Below are 21003 nucleotides of genomic sequence, written 5' to 3'. Positions count from 1 at the left end.
GAACGCTTCGCTTCTACGGCTCCAAAATTCTCTCCGTTCCGTTTATTTTACGATAAACCTTCAACCTCAACTTTCGTCCGCTAACCAGCAGCGGTTGAAAAGGAGAGGAGCAGGGGCTGGCGAGTGACTGGAATGCACTCGCCGAATAATTTAAAGACAAAACCCGGCCTTTCAGCGCTCACTTTGCTTTCGGCCCTTGAATGTTACTTTTACTCATACTTTTACTCATACTTTTGCCCATCCTCATGCTTCATCCCCTAGCTCCAGCTCCGAATCTAAAAATCCTGCCTAATATGCAACATTCCTCTCATTAATTCATTCAAAACCGGAAATTGTTGCACAAAAGGCAGGATTCCGCCCTCACAGATCGATTAGCGGAAAGAATTTATGCAATTCATGCAGCAATCCACTCCAACACCCAAGTATCTTCAACACCAGGTTGCATTTCGTACAACATTTTCAGCTTAATCAAACTTAAACTCAAGTGATACCCACCAATCGTATCGCAACTGCGTTAGCTAACCGTACGCGGGCGCTCCATCCGGCCTACGCCGGGCATATGCAGGCTGGACCATTCCGGGTGGTAATGATCCACACGGCTAACTACGATGGTCATATCATCATGGACCTCATTGCCCTGATAGCGGATTACCTTATCCAGCAGCTCGTCCGCCATATCCTGCGGGTCATCGCCCTCCAGCTCCTGAATCAGACGTTTCATCCATATCTCCTTATTAACGGCATATCCGGGCGCATCGTAAATACCATCGGTCATCATAATGAGAATATCACCGGGGCGAAGCTGCATGGTGACCAGATCCACTTCGATATCTTTGATGATGCCGATCGGCAGATTGCTGGCCGTCACAGGGATCACCTCGCTGCCCCGCCGGATGAAGCTTGGAGCGGAAGCAATCTTCATGAAGATGGTCTGCGCCGAATACTGGTCGATCAGCGCCATATCTACTGTCGCATAGAATTCATCCGGGGAGCGCAGCAGCAGAATGGAGTTAACGGATTTCACCGCCAGCTTCTCATCCATTCCCGATTGCAGCAGCTTCTCCAGCATAGATAACGCAGCGCTACTCTCCATCCGGGCCCGCTCCCCGTTGCCCATTCCGTCACTGATGGAGACGGCAAAGGTACCGTTACCCAGCTCCACCGTACTAAAGCTGTCCCCCGACAACATATCGCCTCCCATGGCGGCGGCAGCTACGCCGGAGCTAATCTCGTAAGCTTTGGCCGAGCCAAAGGTCACCATCGACAGGCCCTCGCGGGGATGGACGGCGGTCTCACTGACCACTGCGATATTCTCCTCCAGAATATCCGAGAGCAGCGGGGCAATCATTTTGCGGCATTCATCGAAGCCCCGGGTGTAGGCATGCACGACTTCAATCTCTACCCGGCCGGGATCGAGACTCAGAATCTCAATGCTGTGAATGGAGAGGCCCAGCTTCTCCAGCGCCTCCCGGATCTGGCTCTCCTGCCGGTACATCGCCTGCCCTTCCCGCTTAATCTCCTTCGCCAGGTCCTCCATGACCTGCGAGACGCCGGATAATTGCTCGGCCACAAATTGGCGGCTGTCGTATATTTGCCGCTTCCAGCGCATATCATGCTGGTATAGCTCATATTGGCCCTTCATCACCTCAAGAACCTCCCCCGTCCTGCCGCAGATCCGGCTCCACTCCGGCGGCAGCTGGGCAGCGGTAATGTCCGGGCACTCCTCGACCGTGGTCATCATGTCCGTCATATACCTGTAGGTCTGATAGAACTTGGCATCCCAGCAGTGGGTCCGCCGGATGCATCCGGCGCAGGCTCCCTCTGTTACCGTATTCATAAAGTCCTCCATCTCACGGTCGCTTTTGCCCGCCTCTGCGGCCCGGGGAATCTGCCCGAAGCTGCTGGAGAGCTGCTGGAATACCTGCGAGAACTGGGTCACCCGGTCTGCTGTAATATCCCGGACCCTCCGGGCATATTCATGCTGGGAACGGCTGTGATCGGCTGTGCCTGGTACATATTTGGCAATGGCAGTAATCATCCCCTTAGGTGTTAGAAGAAACAATGCTACAGCTGCACAGGTCTCCCAGGTAGAATTCATGACATCGCCCGGTCCCATGAAGTATACGGATAGAATCGTTGATCCCAGCAGCATCCCGATGGAGACCGCCCCTTTGCGTCCGGACTGCATCATGCCTGCCAGCATCCCGGAAAAGGCCAGCAGGCTCATTTGATAGATGGCTCCGATATCGGCCAGACTGAGAATTAGTCCGGTCACTACACCAACCGCAGCACCAAGCGGCGCTCCTCCGGCCAGAGCAAAGATCAGAATCAGAAACCGCGATAAAACATGCTCCAGCGATAGACCGTTAATGGTCCAGCCGACAAGGCCGGTCATGACGGAAGCCAGCAAGATGATCAGACAGAGTACCTCCTCATTGCGGAGTGCCCTGCTTTTCTGCTTATAGGTGAATAAAGGAAGCGCCTGCAGGAATACAAGCGTCAGCACGAATCCGAGTATGGCATCAATGGCCGCCATCATCAGCGGATACCACGTGAGCGAAGGACCGATAACGACCTGGAACAGTCCCACCATAAACGAAGCTACGAACACCATCAGAGGGGCATAGGACAGATCCACCCGCTGGAAGTTCTCCAGCCCTTTGTAGATCAGATAAAAAATAATCAGCTCTGCCGCAACCACGATGGCACCCGGAAATGGGGTGAAGAGACTGCCGAGCACGATGGCTGCGGCCACAGGCAGCATGGAATCCCTGCGCATAAATACAATGACGGCGAAATAAGCAGCAGCAAACGGGGTAAGCTCATCCAGGATCATAGCCCGTCCCAGCAAAAAGCCCATTAGGCTAAGCAGCAGTACCCACTTCTTGACCGCGATGAACTGGATAACCGGCAGCTTGGTGCCCCACACCTTCAAGCGCGTACCTAAGGCTTCTTTCTGATTTTTGTCTTTGCTTCCTGCTCTTGTCCACTCCGGCAAATTCACCACATTGCTTTTACTCATTCCCTGCACCACCCGTTTATGAATTTTATGGTTCTCATTATATAGTGGGGGTCTTAAGAAAGTTTGTCAGAAACGGAGAGCAATCTGTAATAAATTTCCGACAAAAAAGCCTGTCCCGACATTCTGTGGAAAAGCCTCCCAATCCCATACGGGGTAAAAGATCGGCTGCGGACTGCCGCAGTCAGACTGCCGGTTGCAGGTAGTGGCCGCGCGGACATTCGTCAGCGATTGCCCTAGAGTTATGTGAGAATGGCATAGATGCTGTCGGCAATTTGCCGGGTACCGACAAAAATAGCCGGAAGCTTGGGCGCGCGGTATAGAGCTGGGGTGGGCTTGGGCTGCTCATACTCTGCGTTGCTAGCAAATTGTAATCGGTTTTCCGATTACATTTGGTCCGTACACCTCCACGTTGCCGATTATAATCGGTTTTCCGATTACATTTGGTTCACGCGCCTCCAAGCTGCCGATTGTAGTCGGTTTTCCGATTACATTTGGTCCGTACGCCTCCACGTTGCCGATTGTAATCGGTTTTCCGATTACATTTGGTTCACGCGCCTCCAAGCTGCCGATGGTGTTCGGTTTTTGGCCTACATTCGGCCTGCGGGCACAAACACAAAAAAACCGCAAAGGGCGCAACGCCCCTGCGGTTATTTATGATGTGCAAGACTCAGATTATACGCGCTTGGCTCCACGGCCGCCGCGCTTTCCTTCTGTGTTCTTCTTGATCGAAGATATCCGTTCTTCGCTGTCTTTCAGGAAGCGTGACATTTTATCCTCGAATGAAGGTTTACCGGCTGCAGGCTTGAATGGACGCCCACCCCGTTCACGATTGAATCCACCGCCGCCTCCGCCACTGCCGCCACCACCGCCGAAACGGTCTCCACCGCTTGGACGTTCAGGTCTTGGAGCTCTGGGGGGACGTACTTCCGTTGCCGGCTTATCAACGGCTTGCTTAATGGAAAGTCCGATCTTGCCGTCCTTGTCAACATTGATCACCTTAACGGTTACTACATCCGCAATCTTCAAATGATCGTTAACATCCTTGACGTAGTTATCGGCGATCTCCGAGATGTGAACGAGACCTGTGACACCTCCTGACAGATCCACAAATGCTCCGAAATGCGTGATGCCTGTCACCTTGCCCTCTAACTTGGTGCCCACTTCAATTGCCATAGAATAAAATGATCCTCCCTTAAAAATATACAGACGAATATAATGTCCATCCTGTCTGCGGTGATTTGATTATACAGTAAAGAGCAAAGCAAGGCAACACAGCGTAAGCCTCTTTTCGCCTGCTTTTATTGCCCGGATTGCTCGGTACGGATAGGGGATTCCCCTGCAGGATACATATTGTACCATTTACGCGCTAATTGTCCGATATACTCATCGTCATTCAGCCGCGAGACCTCATATTTCAATTGATTCATCGTGGCTGTTACACTCTCACTGTTCTCTTTCTTACGGGCGAGCTGTTCGCTCTTATCGGCGATTACTGCGCTCTGGGCAAAGAAAGTGAATCCGGCCCAGCCGAAGAAAACAGCCATCACAAGAATCCATATAAACTTTCTTCTCTTCGCGCCTGCGGCCGAAGCACTCTGGTTCGTATTCTTCTCTTCCGCAGAGAATCTGTTCATTCAGCTTACCTCCAGTTCCAGGGTTCAAGCAAGGTCAGCGCTTCCGCCACCCTGATATCCACTCGGTGATCCTCACGATCCGGGCGCTATGAACGAACCGGGATGCATACGGAGAGGCCCACCTTACAGGAAGTACCCAGATTGGCTTGGTTAGACGCAGCAGCAGCTTAAAAATATAAAGAAGGACCCGGCCGAGCAGCAGTACTGTTCCCTTAACCAGGCGCCACAGCCAGAGAATCGGGCCTCCGATGACTATGGCAATGAACCGCCATAGCATCCTGCATACATACTGAACTGACTGAATTAACCTTACCACAAAACGCTGCACCGTAATACTGAAGATCAAAAAATAGATCCATACACCTAGAAAGAGGCCAAGAACGACATAAAACCTCAATTGTCCCTGGTTTCCGGCATAAAGCATGCGAAAGACCAGCAGGGCAGCCCCTATCCAATACAGCAAATCCAGCAGCGCATTCAGCCAATTGGGAAATCTCAGCTTCTGCGACAGCACCCGGTAGCTGTCATAGGCCAGTCCCATGGCAATGCCGGACAGAATCATATAGAGCAGGGTGATCCATTGAACGGAGGGATTCATTTAAACAGCTTGCGGAGAATCCCTTTATTTTTGCCTTGCGCCCCGGGGTCCAGATAAATCAGGGAATGAACATTGCCTTCAAGGGACAGCATTCCATTCTCCAGACTTAAATTCTTGATATGTAAATGAGTCCCCCGAATGGTCAGCTCACCAAGTTCTGTACTCAGCAGAAACTCTTCACTGTCAAAGCTCTCCACATTCTTCACACCGGTAAGCTCAATCTGCTTGCGGCTGCGCATGTGCAGATCATGCTGTTTGTTGACTTTGGCTGGCTCCATCATAGCATGTACCCCTCCTTCTTGGTTCTAATCTATGAAGGAAGGACAGGGTATAGAACAGGTGAAAACAACAAAATAACCCCACAAAGTGGGGCTTTAGCTTAGATGATGACTCAGGTACTTTGCGGGGACCCCAAAACATATAAATTCTTATCTTTTAAAAAAGAGGCATTCCGCTCCGCCGTCTCCCGGCTTCAGGAATACCTCTTAACCTTATACTGCAATAATTTGCTACCAGTCGAGTCCCGTGCTTTTGGCAACCGGCTCTTCACGGAGCAGGGTATACATTCCGGCGGCCTCGTCCTTGCGGGTGGTTTCCACCAGCTTTTCCACTTTGACCGTCACAAGCTTTTGGCCGAACTGCACGGTAATCTCGTCACCGATCTTCACCGTGCTGCTCGGTTTGGACTCCCGTCCATTGATCAACACCCGGCCCTGTTCGGACACATCCTTGGCCACGGTGCGGCGCTTGATCAGACGGGAGACCTTCAGGAACTTGTCCAGACGCATTAGTTAACGGCTTCTTTGAGCTTGTTGCCTGCCTTGAAGGCCGGCACTGTGGATTCAGGAATTTCGATAGGTGTGCCCGATTGCGGGTTACGGCCGGTGCGGCCGGAACGTTTGCGCGTTTCAAAAGTACCAAAGCCGATCAGCTGTACTTTATCTCCGCTTGCGAGAGCTTCTGTAATTTCGCCCAGCATTCCGTTAAGTACGGTTTCTACGTCTTTTTTGGATAGTCCGCTTTTCTCGGAAATGTTGTTTACCAGATCTGTCTTGTTCATAATTTGAAGTTCCTCCTAGGATACAAAAAATAAATGAAAATCAGGTTTACCGGAAAATCACGGCAAATCGTCATTTCGTCTTTATGATATTCTGGATTCCGCCCTCAATTCCTGCCACGATCCGCCGTTTTTTTTGAAAAAGTAACATCTTGCGTAGGATATGGGGGTTATAGCACTATAACATTATAAACCTCTCAATACATTTTAAATCAGAGATTCGCGCCAATAGTCACAGCATTGCCGTGAAACGCGCGGGATATACCGCCGAAGACTATAATTCTAAAATCTATTGCTTCCGCTCTTCTGCCTTGGCTTCCTGCCAGAGGGCTTCCATCTCCTCCAGCGGGCTGTCCTCCAGCCGGACCCCCCGATCCCGCAGACGCTGCTCAATATACTCGAAGCGGGCTACGAACTTGCGGTTGGTGCGGGTCAGCGCTTCTTCCGGATCGGCTCCGATGAAGCGGGCCACATTGGTGGCTGCGAACAGCAGGTCGCCCAGCTCCAGCATCTGCTCCCCGGCGGACTGTCCCGTCTCAATCGCTTCCTGAAGCTCGTCAACCTCCTCGCGGATCTTGGCCAGCACATCACTGGTGTTATCCCAGTCGAAGCCGACGCGGGACGCCTTCTTCTGCAGCTTGTACGCCTTCATCAGAGCCGGCAGATCCCTCGGAACTCCGCTGAGTGCGGACAGGGCTTCGGGCTTCACGCCTTTGCGCCGCTTCTCCTCGGCCTTCATCCCTTCCCAGTTCTGCAGCGCCTCCTCGGCATTGCCCGCCGCCTGATCGCCGAAGACATGCGGGTGGCGGAACAGCAGCTTCTCATTCAGCCCCTCAATGACATCGTAGACACTGAAGGTCCCCAGCTCCTCTTCCATCTGGGAGTGCAGCATAATCTGGAGCAGCAGGTCGCCCAGTTCTTCCTTCATATGGTCCGGGTCATCCTCGTCAATCGTCTCCAGCACCTCATAGGTCTCTTCGATCAGATTTTTGCGCAAGGATTCATGCGTCTGCTCACGGTCCCAGGGACAGCCCTCTGGGCTCCGCAGAATATCGACAATTTCATGCAGCCGGGCAAAGGTACGGTTACGCGCTTCATCCGCACGGCTCGCCGGAACATATACCAGCGACAGGTTACCATAGCCGTCCAGCCGGTCCAGCTCGTACAGCGGCACCCGGAGAATCTGCTCCTCGCCCTCCACGCCAAGCGCATGTGCGGCAATGACCTCATACTCGGGCGGGTACAGCTCCATCAGGCAAAGCTTGGTCTCAGACGCGGTGAAGCTGTCATAGACCTGCCCGATCAGGGTGTGCAGCTCTGGATGAAGCTGGGAGCTGCGGATACCGGAGGCGTCCAGCAGCTGGAAGCCTTCAATCGGATCAAAGCCCAGTCGGACAAACGCTTCATCCAGGAAGCTCTCGCCGCCGAGGATATTCAGTTCAATGCCCGCCTCCGGGCAGCGCCCGCGCAGCAGGGAGACGGCGGATTCGGCCACCATGGGATGCCCCGGCACGGCATAGACGATCTCCGTGCCCTGCGGAGCGGCCGCAGCCTTCTCGATCAGCGTTGCCGTAATGGCTTCATAGACCTCAGGGAAGGACGACAGCGACTCATACAGCCCGTCGAAGGACTCCCAGGCTATCTCCATCTCCGCCAGTGCAGCCATGACAGGATGCTCTGCGGTCCGCACGTATACGGCCGAGGCCGCCTTCAGCTTCTTGATAATGCCCAGTGTCAGCCGGTCCGGGTTCCCGGAGCCCAGGCCGACGATCGTTAATGTTGCGCTCATGCCAGTCTACTCCTTCCAGGCAGCCGCCTGCTGCTATTCGCGAAAGGCGGCTGCGCTATGTATCTATTGAGCTGCGCCTTATGGGAACAGGCGCAGCTTCTTCAGCTTGTCCGCTAAGCGCGGGCCGAAGCCCGGAAGCTGGCGCAGCTCGCTCTCGCTGAGCAGCCGCAGCGCCACTGCTCCGAGTGCGAAGACGGCGCAGCCTGCGAGCACGCCGAGCAGGCTCTGCGCCAGGGCCGCGGTCCGCCCGCCGCCGAAGCCGGCGGCGTCTGCCGCCCTGGCTGCGCCGTGGCTCACGGCCGCGGCGGCCAGCCCCAGGCCCGCGAGCAGCGCCGCGGGCTTCAGCAGAACATCTGCGGCGCGCAGCCGCAGATGTCCCTGCCGGTAGAGCAGCAGCACGTTCAGCGCTGCTGCGAAGAGATGTGCGGCCACGCCAGCGATGGCCGCACCGGTAATGCCCTGCTGCGGGACCAGCAGCAGGTTGAGGGCCGCCTTAAGCGCAGCGGCGGCCAGCAGGGTCAGCGCCGGCGCGCGCACGGCGCCCAGGCCTTGCAGCAGCGCGGCGGAGATGATGCTGACCGTGCCGCCTGCGGCGGTAAAGGCCAGCCAGGTCATCGCGCCGCTGCCGGCGGCGTCCCCGTACAGAGCCGTGTTCACCGGCTCTGCAAGCACGGCCAGGCCTACGGAGGCGGCCAGCCCGAGGAGCCAGAACCAGCGCAGCGACAGCGTGATGCGCGTGCGGATCAAGGCCTCATCCCGCTGGTACTTCGCTTCGGCCAGTGCCGGGATGAAGACGACCGAGAGCGAGGTCGCCAGCATCGTTACGATCTGCACGAGCGGCAGCCCGCGGTTATAGATGCCGAACTGGGCCATCGCTGCTGTCTCGCTGCTGCTCCCCGTAAGCAAGCGGGGAACTGTGAAGACATCGACCAGTCCGATTAACGGAACCGCAAGTGCGCCAAGCATCACCGGGAGGCCATAGGCCAGCAGCTCGCGGGCAGGAACGCCCTGCTTAGCACTTCGCACGGCCGATGCCGTTCTGTTCTTAAGCGGAGCTTGAGGCAGCCTGTCGGGCAAGCCCCGGCGGTGGCTGCGCCAATACAGCAGCATTACGCCCAGACCGGCGATCCCGCCCCCGGCTGGACCCAGCATCGCACCGGCAGCGATTCCTGCCGCATCTGCGCCAGCGCCCGTCAGATACAGCAGAAGCGCGATCATGACCGCCACGCGTACCGACTGCTCGACCACCTGCGACACGGCAGTCGGCATCATATTATGCAGTCCCTGGAAGTAGCCGCGCAGCGCAGCCATCAGCGGCACCACCGCCAGCCCCCAGGCGCTGCTGCGCAGCGCCGGGACAATATGGGAGCTGCCGACCCATCCCGCAATGAGCGGAGCCCCGGCGTAGACCAGAATGCCGAGCAGAAGGCCGCTGGCCGCTGTAATTCCGGCGGATAGCAGCAGGACCCGCCGCCCCTTCTGCGCGTCCTGTGCCGCCGAAGCCTCCGCCACGAACCGCGAGATGGCGGCAGGCAGCCCGAGCATCGCCACCGTAACCAGAATGGTATACAGCGGATAGACCGTATTGTAGATACCGAACGCGGCGTCACCGCCCAGATTCTGCAGCGGTATCTTCTGGAGCGTACCGATCAGTTTCGAGAAAATAGCTGCCGCGCTAAGAATAAAAGCGCCCTGCAGCAGCTTCGAGCCTTGCGAATTGGATGTCATCGTTTACCTGCTTCTACAGCCATAACTGCCATAATATAGAGCTTACTTTAACCTAAGCAAATGAATTTCTATATTATAACTTATCTAAGGGTAGAAGTGTAAATGACCATGCGTCTATTCCTTAGCTTGCCGATTCACAGCAAAAACCCGCCATTCCCTACGGTCATAATAACCAAAGGAAAAGCGGGACTCTTCAGCACCAGTTAATTACTGCTCCATTTGCTTACCCAGGAAGGCAGCTGCTGTCTCTGCCATTTTCACTTCCATCTGGGCCATTTTGACCGAATCATCCTTATTCAGCAGCACTACGCAGCCGATGGGATCTCCTCCGGAGATAATAGGCGCTGCCACATACGTGGATAACAGCTCCGAGTGGTCCTTGCTGATGTCATAGCTGCCTGCATTGGTCTCAAGCATTGTTTTACGGCTTTCCATTACCTTTTCCAGCAGCACACCCACTTGCTTCTCCAGATAATCCTTCTTGGAGCCGCCGGCGAGCGCGATGAACGTGTCCCGGTCCGTAATCATGGTAATATGCCCTGTTCCTTCATACAGCGACTCTGCATATTCCTTGGCGAAATCGCCCAATTCACCAATCGGTGAATATTTTTTCAATATAACCTCACCATCGCGGTCAACAAAAATTTCCAGAGGATCGCCCTCACGAATCCGTAAGGTGCGTCTGATCTCTTTGGGGATAACAACTCGTCCGAGGTCATCAATACGTCTTACAATACCAGTAGCTTTCATTTCAAATGTTGCCCCGCTTTCCTTAAGAAGTATGGTCCAACTACTGTCCATTATGGGAATGGTTAATCCCGGTGATTTATCGTAATATCTGACCATAGTATTCATCTCTTCCCAGTTCCTTATACATCCGTCAGCCCGCATATAATTGTTCATGGAGAATGAGAACGCCCCGGCCCGGCATCATTCCAGTTATGATCACAAATAGTCATTTCTATACCGCCGCAGTTATTTTCCCCATTTTGCTCTATTGTGGCAAAAAAAACCGCCCGGATGCATAGCGCATCAGGCGGCTTGTCCAGCCTAAATTTATTTAGCGGCTTCTGTAGCAGCCGGTGTATCTGTAGCGGCTGGCGTGTCACTACCCGCAGCCGGAGCCGGTGTAGCTGTGGCTCCCGCGCTGCCTGCAGCAGCTGAGCTCTTCGGCAGATTGATTTTAATCTCCAGACTATCCAGTTCCTTCTCCAGGAAGGTCTCCAGGCTGGCAGAAGCGGCAGAGTTCTTCACAGCCTTCAGCTGGTCGGCAGTCAGCGTATCGAAGGTGGTGTCCTTGCGGGCTTCCACCTTGATAATGTGATATCCGTAGGTAGACTTGACCGGCTCACTAATCGTATTCAGCGGAAGAGAGTGGGCCGCAGCCTTGAACTCTGCTACATATTCTACCAGTGCCTTGTCCTTATATTCACCGCCGGTTTCCTTCGTGCCGGTATCATCGGAGTATTCCTTGGCCACAGCTGCAAAGTCCGCCCCGCCATCCAGCTTCGCCTTCACTTCCTGGGCGCGCTTCAGCGCATCGGCATCCGTCCGCTCTTTGCCGGCGCTATCGGTCAGGCCAACCAGGACATGGCGCAGAGTAGCCACACTATAATCAGCCTTGGTGGCTTCATAATGGGTCTTGACCTGCTCGTCCGTTAATTTCAGCAGCATGTCCTGATATACGGTAAGTACGCGCTGCATATAGGAACGCAGGTCCGACTCGCTCAGATCCTGTTCCTTCAGCGTGCTCTTGTACTTATCGCCCAGCGCAGTCTTGATAGAGCCGATCTGAGTATCGACTTCTTTCTCCGCAGCCTTCTTCGCTTCATCCGAGGCCTTGTCCGCCAAGTATTCGAACGCGACCTCCTGCTTCAGGATGGACTCCTTGAACATATCAATCTCCAGATACTGCGCCTGCTCGGGGGACAGGAATTTCATTACGCGGGTATCCAGATTGAATTCCTTCTGGGTAATGGTGCCGCCCTTATACGTCGCCACCGCAGTATCATCACTTTTATTGCTGCAGGCAGCAAGCATGGAGAAGGACAGGGCTGCGGTCAGCGAGACCACCAGTACCTTCCATGATTTTTTATTTAACGACATTGTGTAATTCTCCCTTCGATTTTAAAGACTGTTTGGCTGCCGCGAGGAATTGCTCCAGCACATCCAGCAGCTCCTTGTCACCTAAATCCTTCGCTTTGATCCGGATCGTTGCCTTGGCATCCTTATCAAATTGTACACGCCTTTCGAAGCTATTACCAACTTTGGCGAGCTTCGCCGTATCAAACGCCCCCAGGCTGCCCTCGTGGAAATTAAGCAGGGCATCATCCCCGCGCCGGACCATGGATTCCATGCCGTACAGCTTGCCATACACCTTCAACCGGGCCACAGAGAGCAGATTAATAACGGCTTCCGGCAATTCGCCGAACCGGTCCAGCAGCTCATCCTCAAGCTCGGAGGCATCTTCGAAGGAAGCCACAGCAGCAACCTTTTTATAGATTTCTATTTTTTGGATACTGTCGTAAATATACTCGGAAGGAAGATACGCGTCAATCGACAAATCAATGACCGTATTCCCCTGCTTCAGCGAAGTATCCTCCTCGCCAAGCACACTCACCTTGCGTTTGCGGATTTCCTCCGCCAGCATTTGCGAATACAGGTCGAAGCCGACCGAGGCAATGAAGCCGTGCTGCTCCGCCCCCAGCAGATTGCCTGCTCCCCGGATGGAGAGATCGCGCATAGCAATTTTGAAGCCTGACCCGAGCTCGGTGAATTCCTTGATGGACTGCAGGCGCTTCTCAGCCACCTCTGTCAGCACCTTATCGCGCTGGTAGGTGAAGTAGGCATAAGCAATCCGGTTGGAACGGCCGACGCGTCCGCGCAGCTGATAGAGCTGGGACAGGCCCATTTTGTCAGCATCATGAACAATCAGTGTATTTACATTGGGAATATCGACACCGGTCTCTATAATACTGGTGCTGACCAGCACATCATACTCTCCGTCCAGGAAGTCGAGAATCGTCTTCTCAAGCTCCGATTCCGACATCTGGCCATGCCCGATACCCACTCTTGCCTCCGGCACCAGCATGGAGATCTGCGCCGCCATTTCCTGAATCCCCTGTACACGGTTGTACAGATAATAGACCTGCCCGCCACGGGCCAGCTCGCGCTCCACTGCTTCCCGGGTCAGCGTCTGGCTATGCTCCACCACATACGTCTGTACGGGAAAGCGGTTCTCCGGTGGTGTCTCAATAACTGACAAGTCACGCACCCCGAGCATCGACATATGCAGCGTGCGGGGAATCGGTGTGGCTGTCAGAGTCAATACATCGACATTGGTCTTCAGCCGCTTCAGCTTCTCCTTGTGGGTCACGCCGAAACGCTGCTCTTCATCGACAATCAGAAGGCCGAGGTCCTTGAAGACCAGATCCTGTGACAGCAGCCGGTGTGTGCCGATAATAACATCCACTGTCCCCTGGCGTACTCCCTTGATCGTCTCATTCTGCTCCTTGCGGCTGCGGAACCGGCTCAATACCTGAATATTCAGCGGATAATTGGCGAAGCGCTCACGGAAGGTCTCGTAGTGCTGCTGCGCCAGAATCGTCGTCGGCACGAGCACAGCCACCTGCTTGCCCTCTATAGCAGATTTAAAAGCAGCCCGGATCGCCACCTCTGTCTTGCCATAGCCTACATCACCGCAGAGCAGCCGGTCCATCGGACGGTTCTGCTCCATATCCTTCTTGATCTCTTCGATCGCCCGCAGCTGGTCACGGGTCTCCTCATAAGGGAACATCTCTTCGAATTCGCGCTGCTCCTGCGTATCCTTCTCGAAGCCATAGCCAAGCGCGCTCTGGCGCTCTGCGTACAGCTTGATCAGATCATCGGCGATATCCTGAACCGAGCTCCGCACCTTGCTGGTAACCCGGGTCCATTCATTGCCGCCCAGCTTATAGACCTTCGGCTCCTTATCTTCCGAGCCGACATATTTCTGAATCAGGTCAATCTGTTCAATCGGAACTGAGAGCTTGTCGCCTCCTGCATAGAGAATGTGCATATAGTCGCGGTGAATACCGCTGACCTCAAGCGTCCCGATGCCCATATATTTACCGATCCCGTGATTCTGGTGAACCACATAATCCCCGATCTTCAGCTCGGTATAGCTCTTAATCCGTTCGGCATTATCAATGCCCTTCGAGACCTTCCGCGCCTTGCGCTGCTTCTGCGAGAACATCTCACCCTCAGTGATCACTGCGAGATGAATCGAAGGAAGCTCGAAGCCGGAGCCCAGGTTGCCCTGCAGGATCGTCGGCTCCTCAATGCCATAGTCATCCAGTACCCGGCGGATACGCTCCATCCGCTCCTCGCCATTCGCCAGCATGATCACCTTCACGCCGGACTTGTGCCAACGCTCCATCTCGGACTTCAGCACATTCATCTGGCCATGGAAGTCCTGCATTCCGCGGCTGATGAAGCCTAAGATATTCTGTGGCTGAATATGTGGAACCTGACGCAGAAATATCGACATAAACAGGCTCTGGAACGGACGCTGGTACATAATAACCTCGCTGTCGACAGAGAGCTGAAGCTCAGGCAGCGTCTTGCCGTTCTGCAGCAAGTGCAGATTCCATTCCGACTCATCCCGCTCCAGCTGCTTGGCGGTCTCCAGAAGTCTGGCCGGCTCATCAAGGACAAGCAAGGTATCCTGAGCCATATAATCATACAGATGAATACGTTCAGGGTAGAGCAGACTGATATATTTATAGACTTCCGGGAAATAGGTACCCTGCCGCAGCATCTCCAGCTCCCGGCCCATCTCCTCACGCAGACGCAGCTTAGCCTGACGGTCACTCATCTTCTCAAGCTGCCGATCCAGCATTGCAGACGCAGCGGTAGAAGCCGCATCCTGGCGGAGCTGATCGAATATAATCTCCTTGGCCGGTGTAATCTTCACACTGCGGACCTTATCGATGGAGCGCTGATCCATAGGGTCGAAGGTACGGATGGAGTCTACTTCATCATCAAACAGCTCCACCCGGTAAGCCAGTGGAGAGGTCATGGGATAGAAGTCGATAATACCGCCGCGTACACTAAGCTCACCGCGGTTCTCTACCCGCTCCACCCGCTCATAGCCCATCTCAATCATGGTCATGAGGAAGTCATCCAGTGACAAGGTTCCGTCCTGCGAAACCGTAAGCTGGGCTTCAGCCATGACATGCGGAGCAGGGAGCAGCCTCCGAACGCCGGAGTAGGGAACAACTACAATTCCCCGAAAGCCCTGGGCGCAGCGCGTCAGTACATCGATCCGCTGGGCCAGCGTCTCCGGGCTTGAGACAGCGGCCTCAGCCGCCACCAGCTCATTGGCCGGATAGAGCAGCACCCGCTCCGGGGAAAGCGCTTCCTGTAAATCATCAGCCATCTTCTGGGCTGAGAACATATTATGGGTCACAACCAAGAGCGGACGCTGCGTCTCCTCATGCAGGGCAGCCAGCATGATTTGTCTGGCCGAGCCGGACAGACCGGAGATAAGCTGTTCCTTCATCCCTGCTGCGATGCCACGGGTGACAGACTGGAAATCAGTATCCTTGGAAAAAGCTTCTATAAGACCTTGTAACAACAGGTGCACCTCTCTTACTAAACAGGCTGACAGCGGCAATGCCGCTGTCACCTATTATAATTGGAATCGAAAACAAGCCTCAGCGGATAAGGCCAAGGCTTGCGGATGACGATAGAGACAGGCGCTTCCACCTTACTGAAGCGGACTGGCCAGCAGGCTGAGCTCGGGGTTGTTATCCAGCGCCTGCTTGCAGTAATCGCAGGTCACCTTCACCGTAATCTCGCCTTCTGAATCATACGCTATTATATCTCTGCGCTCCGCAGGGGTCAAGGATTGCAGCCCCAGCTGCATCTCTGTAATATCGCTTCTGCCAATGCTTCCCAAGAACGTCCGGCAGTGCCTGCATACATAGTGTATTGCCATCTATATGCCTCCTGAAGGTAGTATATACCTTCAGTATGCCCCGCCCGGGAGGGCTTTAGCCGCAGGGTCCTGAACCCTATGCCTTGTATTTCATCCGTTAAATTTGGCCATGGTCTGTTCAAAGGTATGCTGCAGGCTGAATTCCACAGCATCGCAAGCATCACTTATCATGCTCTCAAGCCTTGCTCCATCCTTCTTGGCGAAGGTAGATAGTACATAGTCAACTATAGCAAAGCCCGGCTCCGGACGGGATATGCCCATCCGCACCCGGTTGAAGCTCTGGGTGCCCGTATGCTGAATGATGGACTTGATGCCATTGTGCCCGCCGGCACTGCCTTGATATCGCAGCCTGATCTTACCCAGCTCCGTATCCAGGTCATCATAGACCACAATCATATCTTCCAGCTGGACCTTATAATAATCCATATAAGCCCGTACCGCTTCCCCGGACAGATTCATGAAGGTCATCGGCTTGATCAGCACCGTCTTCACACCGCCGATCATCCCTTCACCGATTACCGATTTGCATTTATTCTGGTTAAAGGCAATTCCGTGTCTGGACGCAAGCTCATCGAGGGCCATGAAGCCGACATTATGCTTGGTCTTCGCGTATTGCGTTCCGGGATTCCCGAGTCCAACAATCCATTTCATATTTAAGGTTTTTCCTTTCCGCCCGGTACTCTCAGCAGAAGAGTTCCGTTTTTGGTACAATAAGTTTATACTCCGGAGACAGGTGATGAACATGCCACATCAGGGCGATATCTTAACACTGCAGCGCCATTTCCAGTACCATATTCAATATGCTGTGCCTGTTGAAGTCTATAGGGGGAACGCGCACGTAGACATCGGTGTGATTACAGCGGTGGACGAAGGCTTCGTAGAGCTGCAAGGTACGCTGTACAACCGCAGCCTCTTCACCTTCATCTCCCGTCCGGGATATTGAAGCTTATACGAGCCTTTAGTCCCTGCCGCTGCATCACGCCGATAAGGGTTACATCTTCCGCTTGACGAAAGGTGTAACCCTTTTTCTGCTGATCTGCCTGCGGCCTATTCGATTTCGAACAGCTTACTGATCGACAGCTCTTCATGCACGCGAATGATAGCTTCGCCCATAAGCGGGGCTACGGACAGTACCTTGAGCTTGGAGGTCGGGTTGCTGCTGCGAATTGGAATGGTATCCGTCACGATAATTTCTTTGATCGGAGAGTTTTCCAGACGTTCATGCGCCGGACCGGATAATACAGGATGCGTACAGCAGGCGTAGACTTCTTTCACGCCGCCTTCCATCAGGGCATTGGCTCCAAGAACGATCGTTCCTGCCGTATCGATGATATCATCGATCAAGATCGCCGTTTTGCCTTCAATATTACCGATAATGTTCATAACCTCACTGACGTTCGGTTCAGGACGGCGCTTGTCGATAATCGCCAGCGGAGCGTTAAGGAAGTCAGCCAGCTTTCTGGCACGCACCACGCCCCCATGGTCAGGAGAGACGACCACCGGGTTCTGAATTTGCTTCGAACGGAAATATTGAGCCAGAATCGGAACACCCAGCAGATGATCCACAGGAATGTCGAAGAAGCCTTGAATCTGCATCGCATGAAGGTCCATAGTAATGACGCGATGTGCACCCGCCTTCTCAATCAGGTTCGCTACCAGCTTGGCCGTAATCGGATCACGGGAACGGGCCTTACGGTCTTGACGGGCATACCCGTAGTAAGGAATCACGACATTGATGCTCTTCGCGGAGGCACGCTTAAGCGCATCTACCATCACCAGAAGCTCCATCAGATTGTCGTTCACCGGTCCGCAGGTGGACTGTACGATATAGACATGACAGCCCCGGACACTCTCCGACAGCTTAACCTGAATCTCTCCGTCACTGAAGCTGGTCGTATGGGACTCGCCCATCGGAATGCCGATATAATCAGCAATCTGGCTGGCCAGCTTAGGATTGGAGTTGCAGGTGAAAATCTTGAGTTTGGAATCACAATAAGTCATAAAATATAAACCCTCCGTGACGGAATTTAACTGGCCAAAGCACCGGCGCGGATGTGCAAGAAGTCCGTCCGGCGCTCTAAGCCTACAGCTGCTTTCTGCTTACACGCTTTACGATGGACTATGCTGGTCTTTCTTCGCCTTGGCCCGGGAGCGGATCTTCTCTGCATAACCCGGCTTATTCTCCTGCCTTGCTCTGGCAATCGCCAGATCGTTCTCCGAAACCGGACGCGTAATAGTGGAGCCGGCGACAATGAATGCGCCCTTGCCCACTGTAACCGGAGCAACAAGGTTCACGTTGCTGCCGATAAAGGCATCATCGCCAATCTCGGTTCTGAACTTATTATAGCCGTCATAATTAACGGTGATGGCGCCGCAGCCGATATTGACATTCTTACCGACCTCAGCATCACCGACATAGCTTAAATGAGATACCTTGGAGCCGTCGCCGATTGTAGCATTCTTGATCTCTACGAAGTCGCCGACCTTAACACCCTCACCCAGAACGGTGCCGGGACGTAAATACGCAAAAGGCCCAACGGAAGCCCGTGTGCCGACCTGAGCCTGATTCAGCACGGAATGCTTCACAGCCGCTCCGTCCATAATCACGCAGTCTTCAATTTCACTTGCCGGACCAATCACACAATCTTCGCCGATCACTGTCTTGCCCTTGAGTACCGTGCCCGGATACAGCACCGTATCTGCTCCAATGACAACATCTGCTCCGATGTAGGTTGAAGCCGGATCGATGATAGTGACTCCGCCGAGCATATGCCCCCGGTTGATGCGCTGACGCATATAGCCTTCGGCTTCAGACAACGCCAGTCGGTCATTCACACCAATGGACTCTGCTGCATCATGGGCCTGATAGCCCAGAACGATATCGCCCTGCGCCCGGAGTATGCCGATAACATCCGTCAAATAATATTCCTGCTGGTTGTTGGTATTCGTAACCTTCTCGAGAGCAGCAAAGAGCTTCGCGTTATCAAAACAATACGTCCCTGTATTAATCTCGTTAACCGCAGCTTCACTCTCTGTGCAATCCTTCTGTTCCACAATCTTCAGCACTCCGCCGTCTTCGCCGCGGATAATCCGTCCATATCCGGCAGGCTGCTCCATAACAGCAGTAAGGACAGTTGCAGCAGCATTCTGCTCTTCATGCAGCGCCATCATGCCTTCGAGTGTCTCACTCATGACAAGCGGCGTATCTCCGCAGATGACAATGGTGGTTCCTTCTTCGCTGCCCAGAAGATCCTTGGCCTGCTTGACGGCATGGCCGGTTCCAAGCTGGACATCCTGCAGCACATATTCGGCATTCTCGCCTAAGTATGCCTTCACCTTCTCGGCGCCGTGGCCTACAACAACTACATTATGCTGGCATCCGGTCGCCTTCACTGTATCAAGCACGTGCCCTACCATCGGTTTACCGCAGACAGGGTGCAGTACCTTGTATAATTTAGATTTCATGCGCTTGCCTTGGCCTGCAGCAAGTACAACAGCCATTCTTTTCAAGAATGCCAACCTCCCACTTCTTGAACTCACTACTGAATATATCTCATTCCGGGCAAAAAGAAAAGAGAACCATGCAGGCATGGTTCCCTTTTCTTCGAACCCCAATAAAATCCCCCCACAATGTGGGGCTTTGGCTCCGAGGCTGACCCAGGTACTCTGCGGGGACCCCGAAACATATAAAACGGTATGGCCTATTGCCGCCCTGGGGAGGCAGCAACTCTCAGAGAGTCAGCGGTTCACCGCTTAAGCTCCCTCTTCAATAACTTCCTCTTCTTCCGTAGCGGCACGTTCGTACTCGGCCAGAACCGCAGATTGAATCTTCTCGCGCGTTCCCGAAGAAATCGGGTGTGCGATATCGCGGAATTCTCCGTCAGGTGTACGCTTGCTGGGCATTGCAACAAACATCCCGTTATTCCCGTCGATGACGCGAATGTCATGAACAACAAACTCGTTATCGATTGTAATGGATGCGATTGCTTTCATTCTCCCCTCAGAGTTGACGCGGCGGAGTCTGACATCCGTAATTTGCATGTGTGTGTTCACCACCTTTTTCCATCAGAGACTTGGTGTATAATTCCACACAGCAAAGCGAATTCCTTCTTTTTCATTCCAAATAATGCCTGATTAAGAAGATTATTTTTGCAGAATCGTCGATTTCGACAGATTTCGTGCAGTTATCTTAAGAATCCTCATAATTTCGACATTATGCCCGTCTTTTCAGAACCGGCAGTATCCCTCGTTCAGGAGGAGAAATAGTTGCCCGGAAACGCCGAAATACGCCGCACCTTGGAGTCCACCTCTGTCAGCTTCACCAGCGACACGTAGTCATGCAGCAGGCGTTCTTCATTCTCCACGTCGCCGGACTCTACGAGTACGCCCACACCTGCGACCTCTGCATTGAACTCACCCAACAGATCGACCATTCCGCGTACGGTGCCGCCCGCCTTCATGAAGTCATCGACAATCAGCACCCGGGATTTCTCGCGCAGTGCCCGTCTGGACAGGGACATCGTATGGATGCTCTTATGGGAGCCCGATACATAGTTGATGCTTACAGCCGAGCCCTCCGTTACCTGATGGTCACGGCGGACCAGCACAACCGGCAGCCCCAGCTGCGCAGCCGTTGCGTACGCCAGCGGAATCCCCTTGGTCTCCACCGTCATGACGACATCAATCTCCACGCCGTAGAAGGCGGTGGCAATGATCTTGCCGGCCTGCTCCATCAGGGACGGGAGGCCGAGCAGATCCGACATATACAGATAACCGCCGGGCAGTATCCGGTCGCTCTGCTCAAGCTGCCCGCACAGACGGTTCACGAAGGCAAGCGCCATATCCATAGGCATGCGCGGAATATAACGCACTCCGCCCGCTGCCCCGGCCAGTGTCTGCAGCTCGCCCATTCCTTCGCCTTCAAATACCTCTTTTATAATAGCCAGGTCCTCGCTGACCGATGACTTCGCCGCACCGTACCGCTCTGCAAAAGTGGACAGAGGCAGCAGATCATGCGGCTTCTCCAGTAAAAATTGGGTCATGTCAACTAACCGTTGGCTTCGTTTAAGTTTTTTCACGGAATGCTCCTCGCCTTATAAGCTGAATTTAAGAATAATGCATGCTTGATTCTTAAATTCACTTTATACAAAACCGAATATTACTATGAATAATATCATTATTGTACGGATTTGCAC

General features: G+C 53.8%; 19 protein-coding genes. 1 reads left to right on the top strand and 18 read right to left on the bottom strand.

The window, feature by feature from the left end; translation table 11 throughout:
- Positions 1–514: 514 nt before the first annotated feature.
- From spoIIE to pth, 14 genes are all read right to left on the bottom strand, one after another.
- On the bottom strand, positions 515–3022 hold the full coding sequence (spoIIE, locus tag J2Z70_RS30680; RefSeq protein WP_209879212.1) for a stage II sporulation protein E: 2508 nt from the start codon (positions 3020–3022) through the stop codon (positions 515–517).
- Positions 3023–3694: 672 nt separating this feature from the next.
- On the bottom strand, positions 3695–4195 hold the full coding sequence (locus tag J2Z70_RS30675) for a S1 domain-containing RNA-binding protein (RefSeq protein WP_209879209.1): 501 nt from the start codon (positions 4193–4195) through the stop codon (positions 3695–3697).
- Positions 4196–4320: 125 nt separating this feature from the next.
- Entirely contained in the window at positions 4321–4656 is a 336-nt protein-coding gene (locus tag J2Z70_RS30670; protein ID WP_036723947.1) for an FtsB family cell division protein, read from the bottom strand.
- 34 nt (positions 4657–4690) lie between these two features.
- On the bottom strand, positions 4691–5254 hold the full coding sequence (yabQ, locus tag J2Z70_RS30665) for a spore cortex biosynthesis protein YabQ (protein WP_209879206.1): 564 nt from the start codon (positions 5252–5254) through the stop codon (positions 4691–4693).
- Positions 5251–5535, bottom strand: coding sequence for a sporulation protein YabP (gene yabP / locus J2Z70_RS30660; RefSeq protein WP_209879203.1), 285 nt, complete (start codon positions 5533–5535; stop codon positions 5251–5253). Before yabP ends, yabQ begins: the two co-directional genes overlap by 4 nt.
- Positions 5536–5763: 228 nt before the next feature.
- A complete protein-coding gene (locus J2Z70_RS30655; RefSeq protein ID WP_036723951.1) occupies positions 5764–6042 on the bottom strand; it encodes an RNA-binding S4 domain-containing protein in 279 nt (92 codons plus the stop codon).
- Positions 6042–6314, bottom strand: coding sequence for an HU family DNA-binding protein (locus J2Z70_RS30650; protein ID WP_076082787.1), 273 nt, complete (start codon positions 6312–6314; stop codon positions 6042–6044). The genes J2Z70_RS30655 and J2Z70_RS30650 overlap by 1 nt, the downstream gene beginning before the upstream one ends.
- Before the next feature lie 286 nt (positions 6315–6600).
- Entirely contained in the window at positions 6601–8100 is a 1500-nt protein-coding gene (gene yabN, locus J2Z70_RS30645) for a bifunctional methyltransferase/pyrophosphohydrolase YabN (protein ID WP_209879201.1), read from the bottom strand.
- Positions 8101–8178: 78 nt separating this feature from the next.
- Positions 8179–9828, bottom strand: coding sequence for a putative polysaccharide biosynthesis protein (locus J2Z70_RS30640; protein ID WP_209879196.1), 1650 nt, complete (start codon positions 9826–9828; stop codon positions 8179–8181).
- A 207-nt stretch (positions 9829–10035) separates the two neighbouring features.
- Positions 10036–10578 (bottom strand): stage V sporulation protein T, encoded by a 543-nt coding sequence (gene spoVT, locus J2Z70_RS30635; protein WP_209879194.1) that lies wholly within the window; start codon positions 10576–10578, stop codon positions 10036–10038.
- 306 nt (positions 10579–10884) lie between these two features.
- Positions 10885–11934 carry a peptidylprolyl isomerase gene (locus tag J2Z70_RS30630; RefSeq protein WP_209879192.1) on the bottom strand — a complete coding sequence of 350 codons (1050 nt, stop codon included), beginning with the start codon at positions 11932–11934 and terminating at the stop codon, positions 10885–10887.
- On the bottom strand, positions 11921–15445 hold the full coding sequence (gene mfd / locus J2Z70_RS30625; protein WP_209879190.1) for a transcription-repair coupling factor: 3525 nt from the start codon (positions 15443–15445) through the stop codon (positions 11921–11923). The genes J2Z70_RS30630 and mfd overlap by 14 nt, the downstream gene beginning before the upstream one ends.
- 132 nt (positions 15446–15577) lie before the next feature.
- A complete protein-coding gene (gene fin, locus J2Z70_RS30620; RefSeq protein ID WP_036696405.1) occupies positions 15578–15808 on the bottom strand; it encodes an anti-sigma-F factor Fin in 231 nt (76 codons plus the stop codon).
- Positions 15809–15898: 90 nt separating this feature from the next.
- Positions 15899–16459, bottom strand: a complete 561-nt coding sequence (gene pth / locus J2Z70_RS30615) for an aminoacyl-tRNA hydrolase (RefSeq protein ID WP_209879188.1) — start codon at positions 16457–16459, stop codon at positions 15899–15901.
- Positions 16460–16544: 85 nt separating this feature from the next.
- On the opposite strand from pth, the gene J2Z70_RS30610 reads away from it, so the two are divergent.
- On the top strand, positions 16545–16751 hold the full coding sequence (locus J2Z70_RS30610) for a hypothetical protein (protein ID WP_379254216.1): 207 nt from the start codon (positions 16545–16547) through the stop codon (positions 16749–16751).
- A 104-nt stretch (positions 16752–16855) separates the two neighbouring features.
- Here J2Z70_RS30610 and J2Z70_RS30605 read toward each other — a convergent pair whose 3' ends face one another.
- The 4 genes from J2Z70_RS30605 to purR all read right to left on the bottom strand — a co-directional run bounded on the left by J2Z70_RS30605 (position 16856) and on the right by purR (position 20886).
- Positions 16856–17809, bottom strand: coding sequence for a ribose-phosphate diphosphokinase (locus J2Z70_RS30605; protein WP_019914487.1), 954 nt, complete (start codon positions 17807–17809; stop codon positions 16856–16858).
- Positions 17810–17917: 108 nt separating this feature from the next.
- Positions 17918–19318, bottom strand: coding sequence for a bifunctional UDP-N-acetylglucosamine diphosphorylase/glucosamine-1-phosphate N-acetyltransferase GlmU (glmU, locus tag J2Z70_RS30600; RefSeq protein WP_281068288.1), 1401 nt, complete (start codon positions 19316–19318; stop codon positions 17918–17920).
- 243 nt (positions 19319–19561) lie between these two features.
- Positions 19562–19849, bottom strand: coding sequence for a septation regulator SpoVG (gene spoVG / locus J2Z70_RS30595; protein WP_036696395.1), 288 nt, complete (start codon positions 19847–19849; stop codon positions 19562–19564).
- A gap of 209 nt (positions 19850–20058) precedes the next feature.
- On the bottom strand, positions 20059–20886 hold the full coding sequence (purR, locus tag J2Z70_RS30590) for a pur operon repressor (protein ID WP_036723965.1): 828 nt from the start codon (positions 20884–20886) through the stop codon (positions 20059–20061).
- Positions 20887–21003 lie beyond the last annotated feature (117 nt).

It is taken from the genome of Paenibacillus silagei (assembly GCF_017874735.1).
Lineage (GTDB): Bacteria > Bacillota > Bacilli > Paenibacillales > Paenibacillaceae > Paenibacillus_AQ > Paenibacillus_AQ silagei.
The sequence above is the reverse complement of the archived record's forward strand: the minus strand, read 5'-3'. Positions and strand labels throughout refer to the sequence as shown.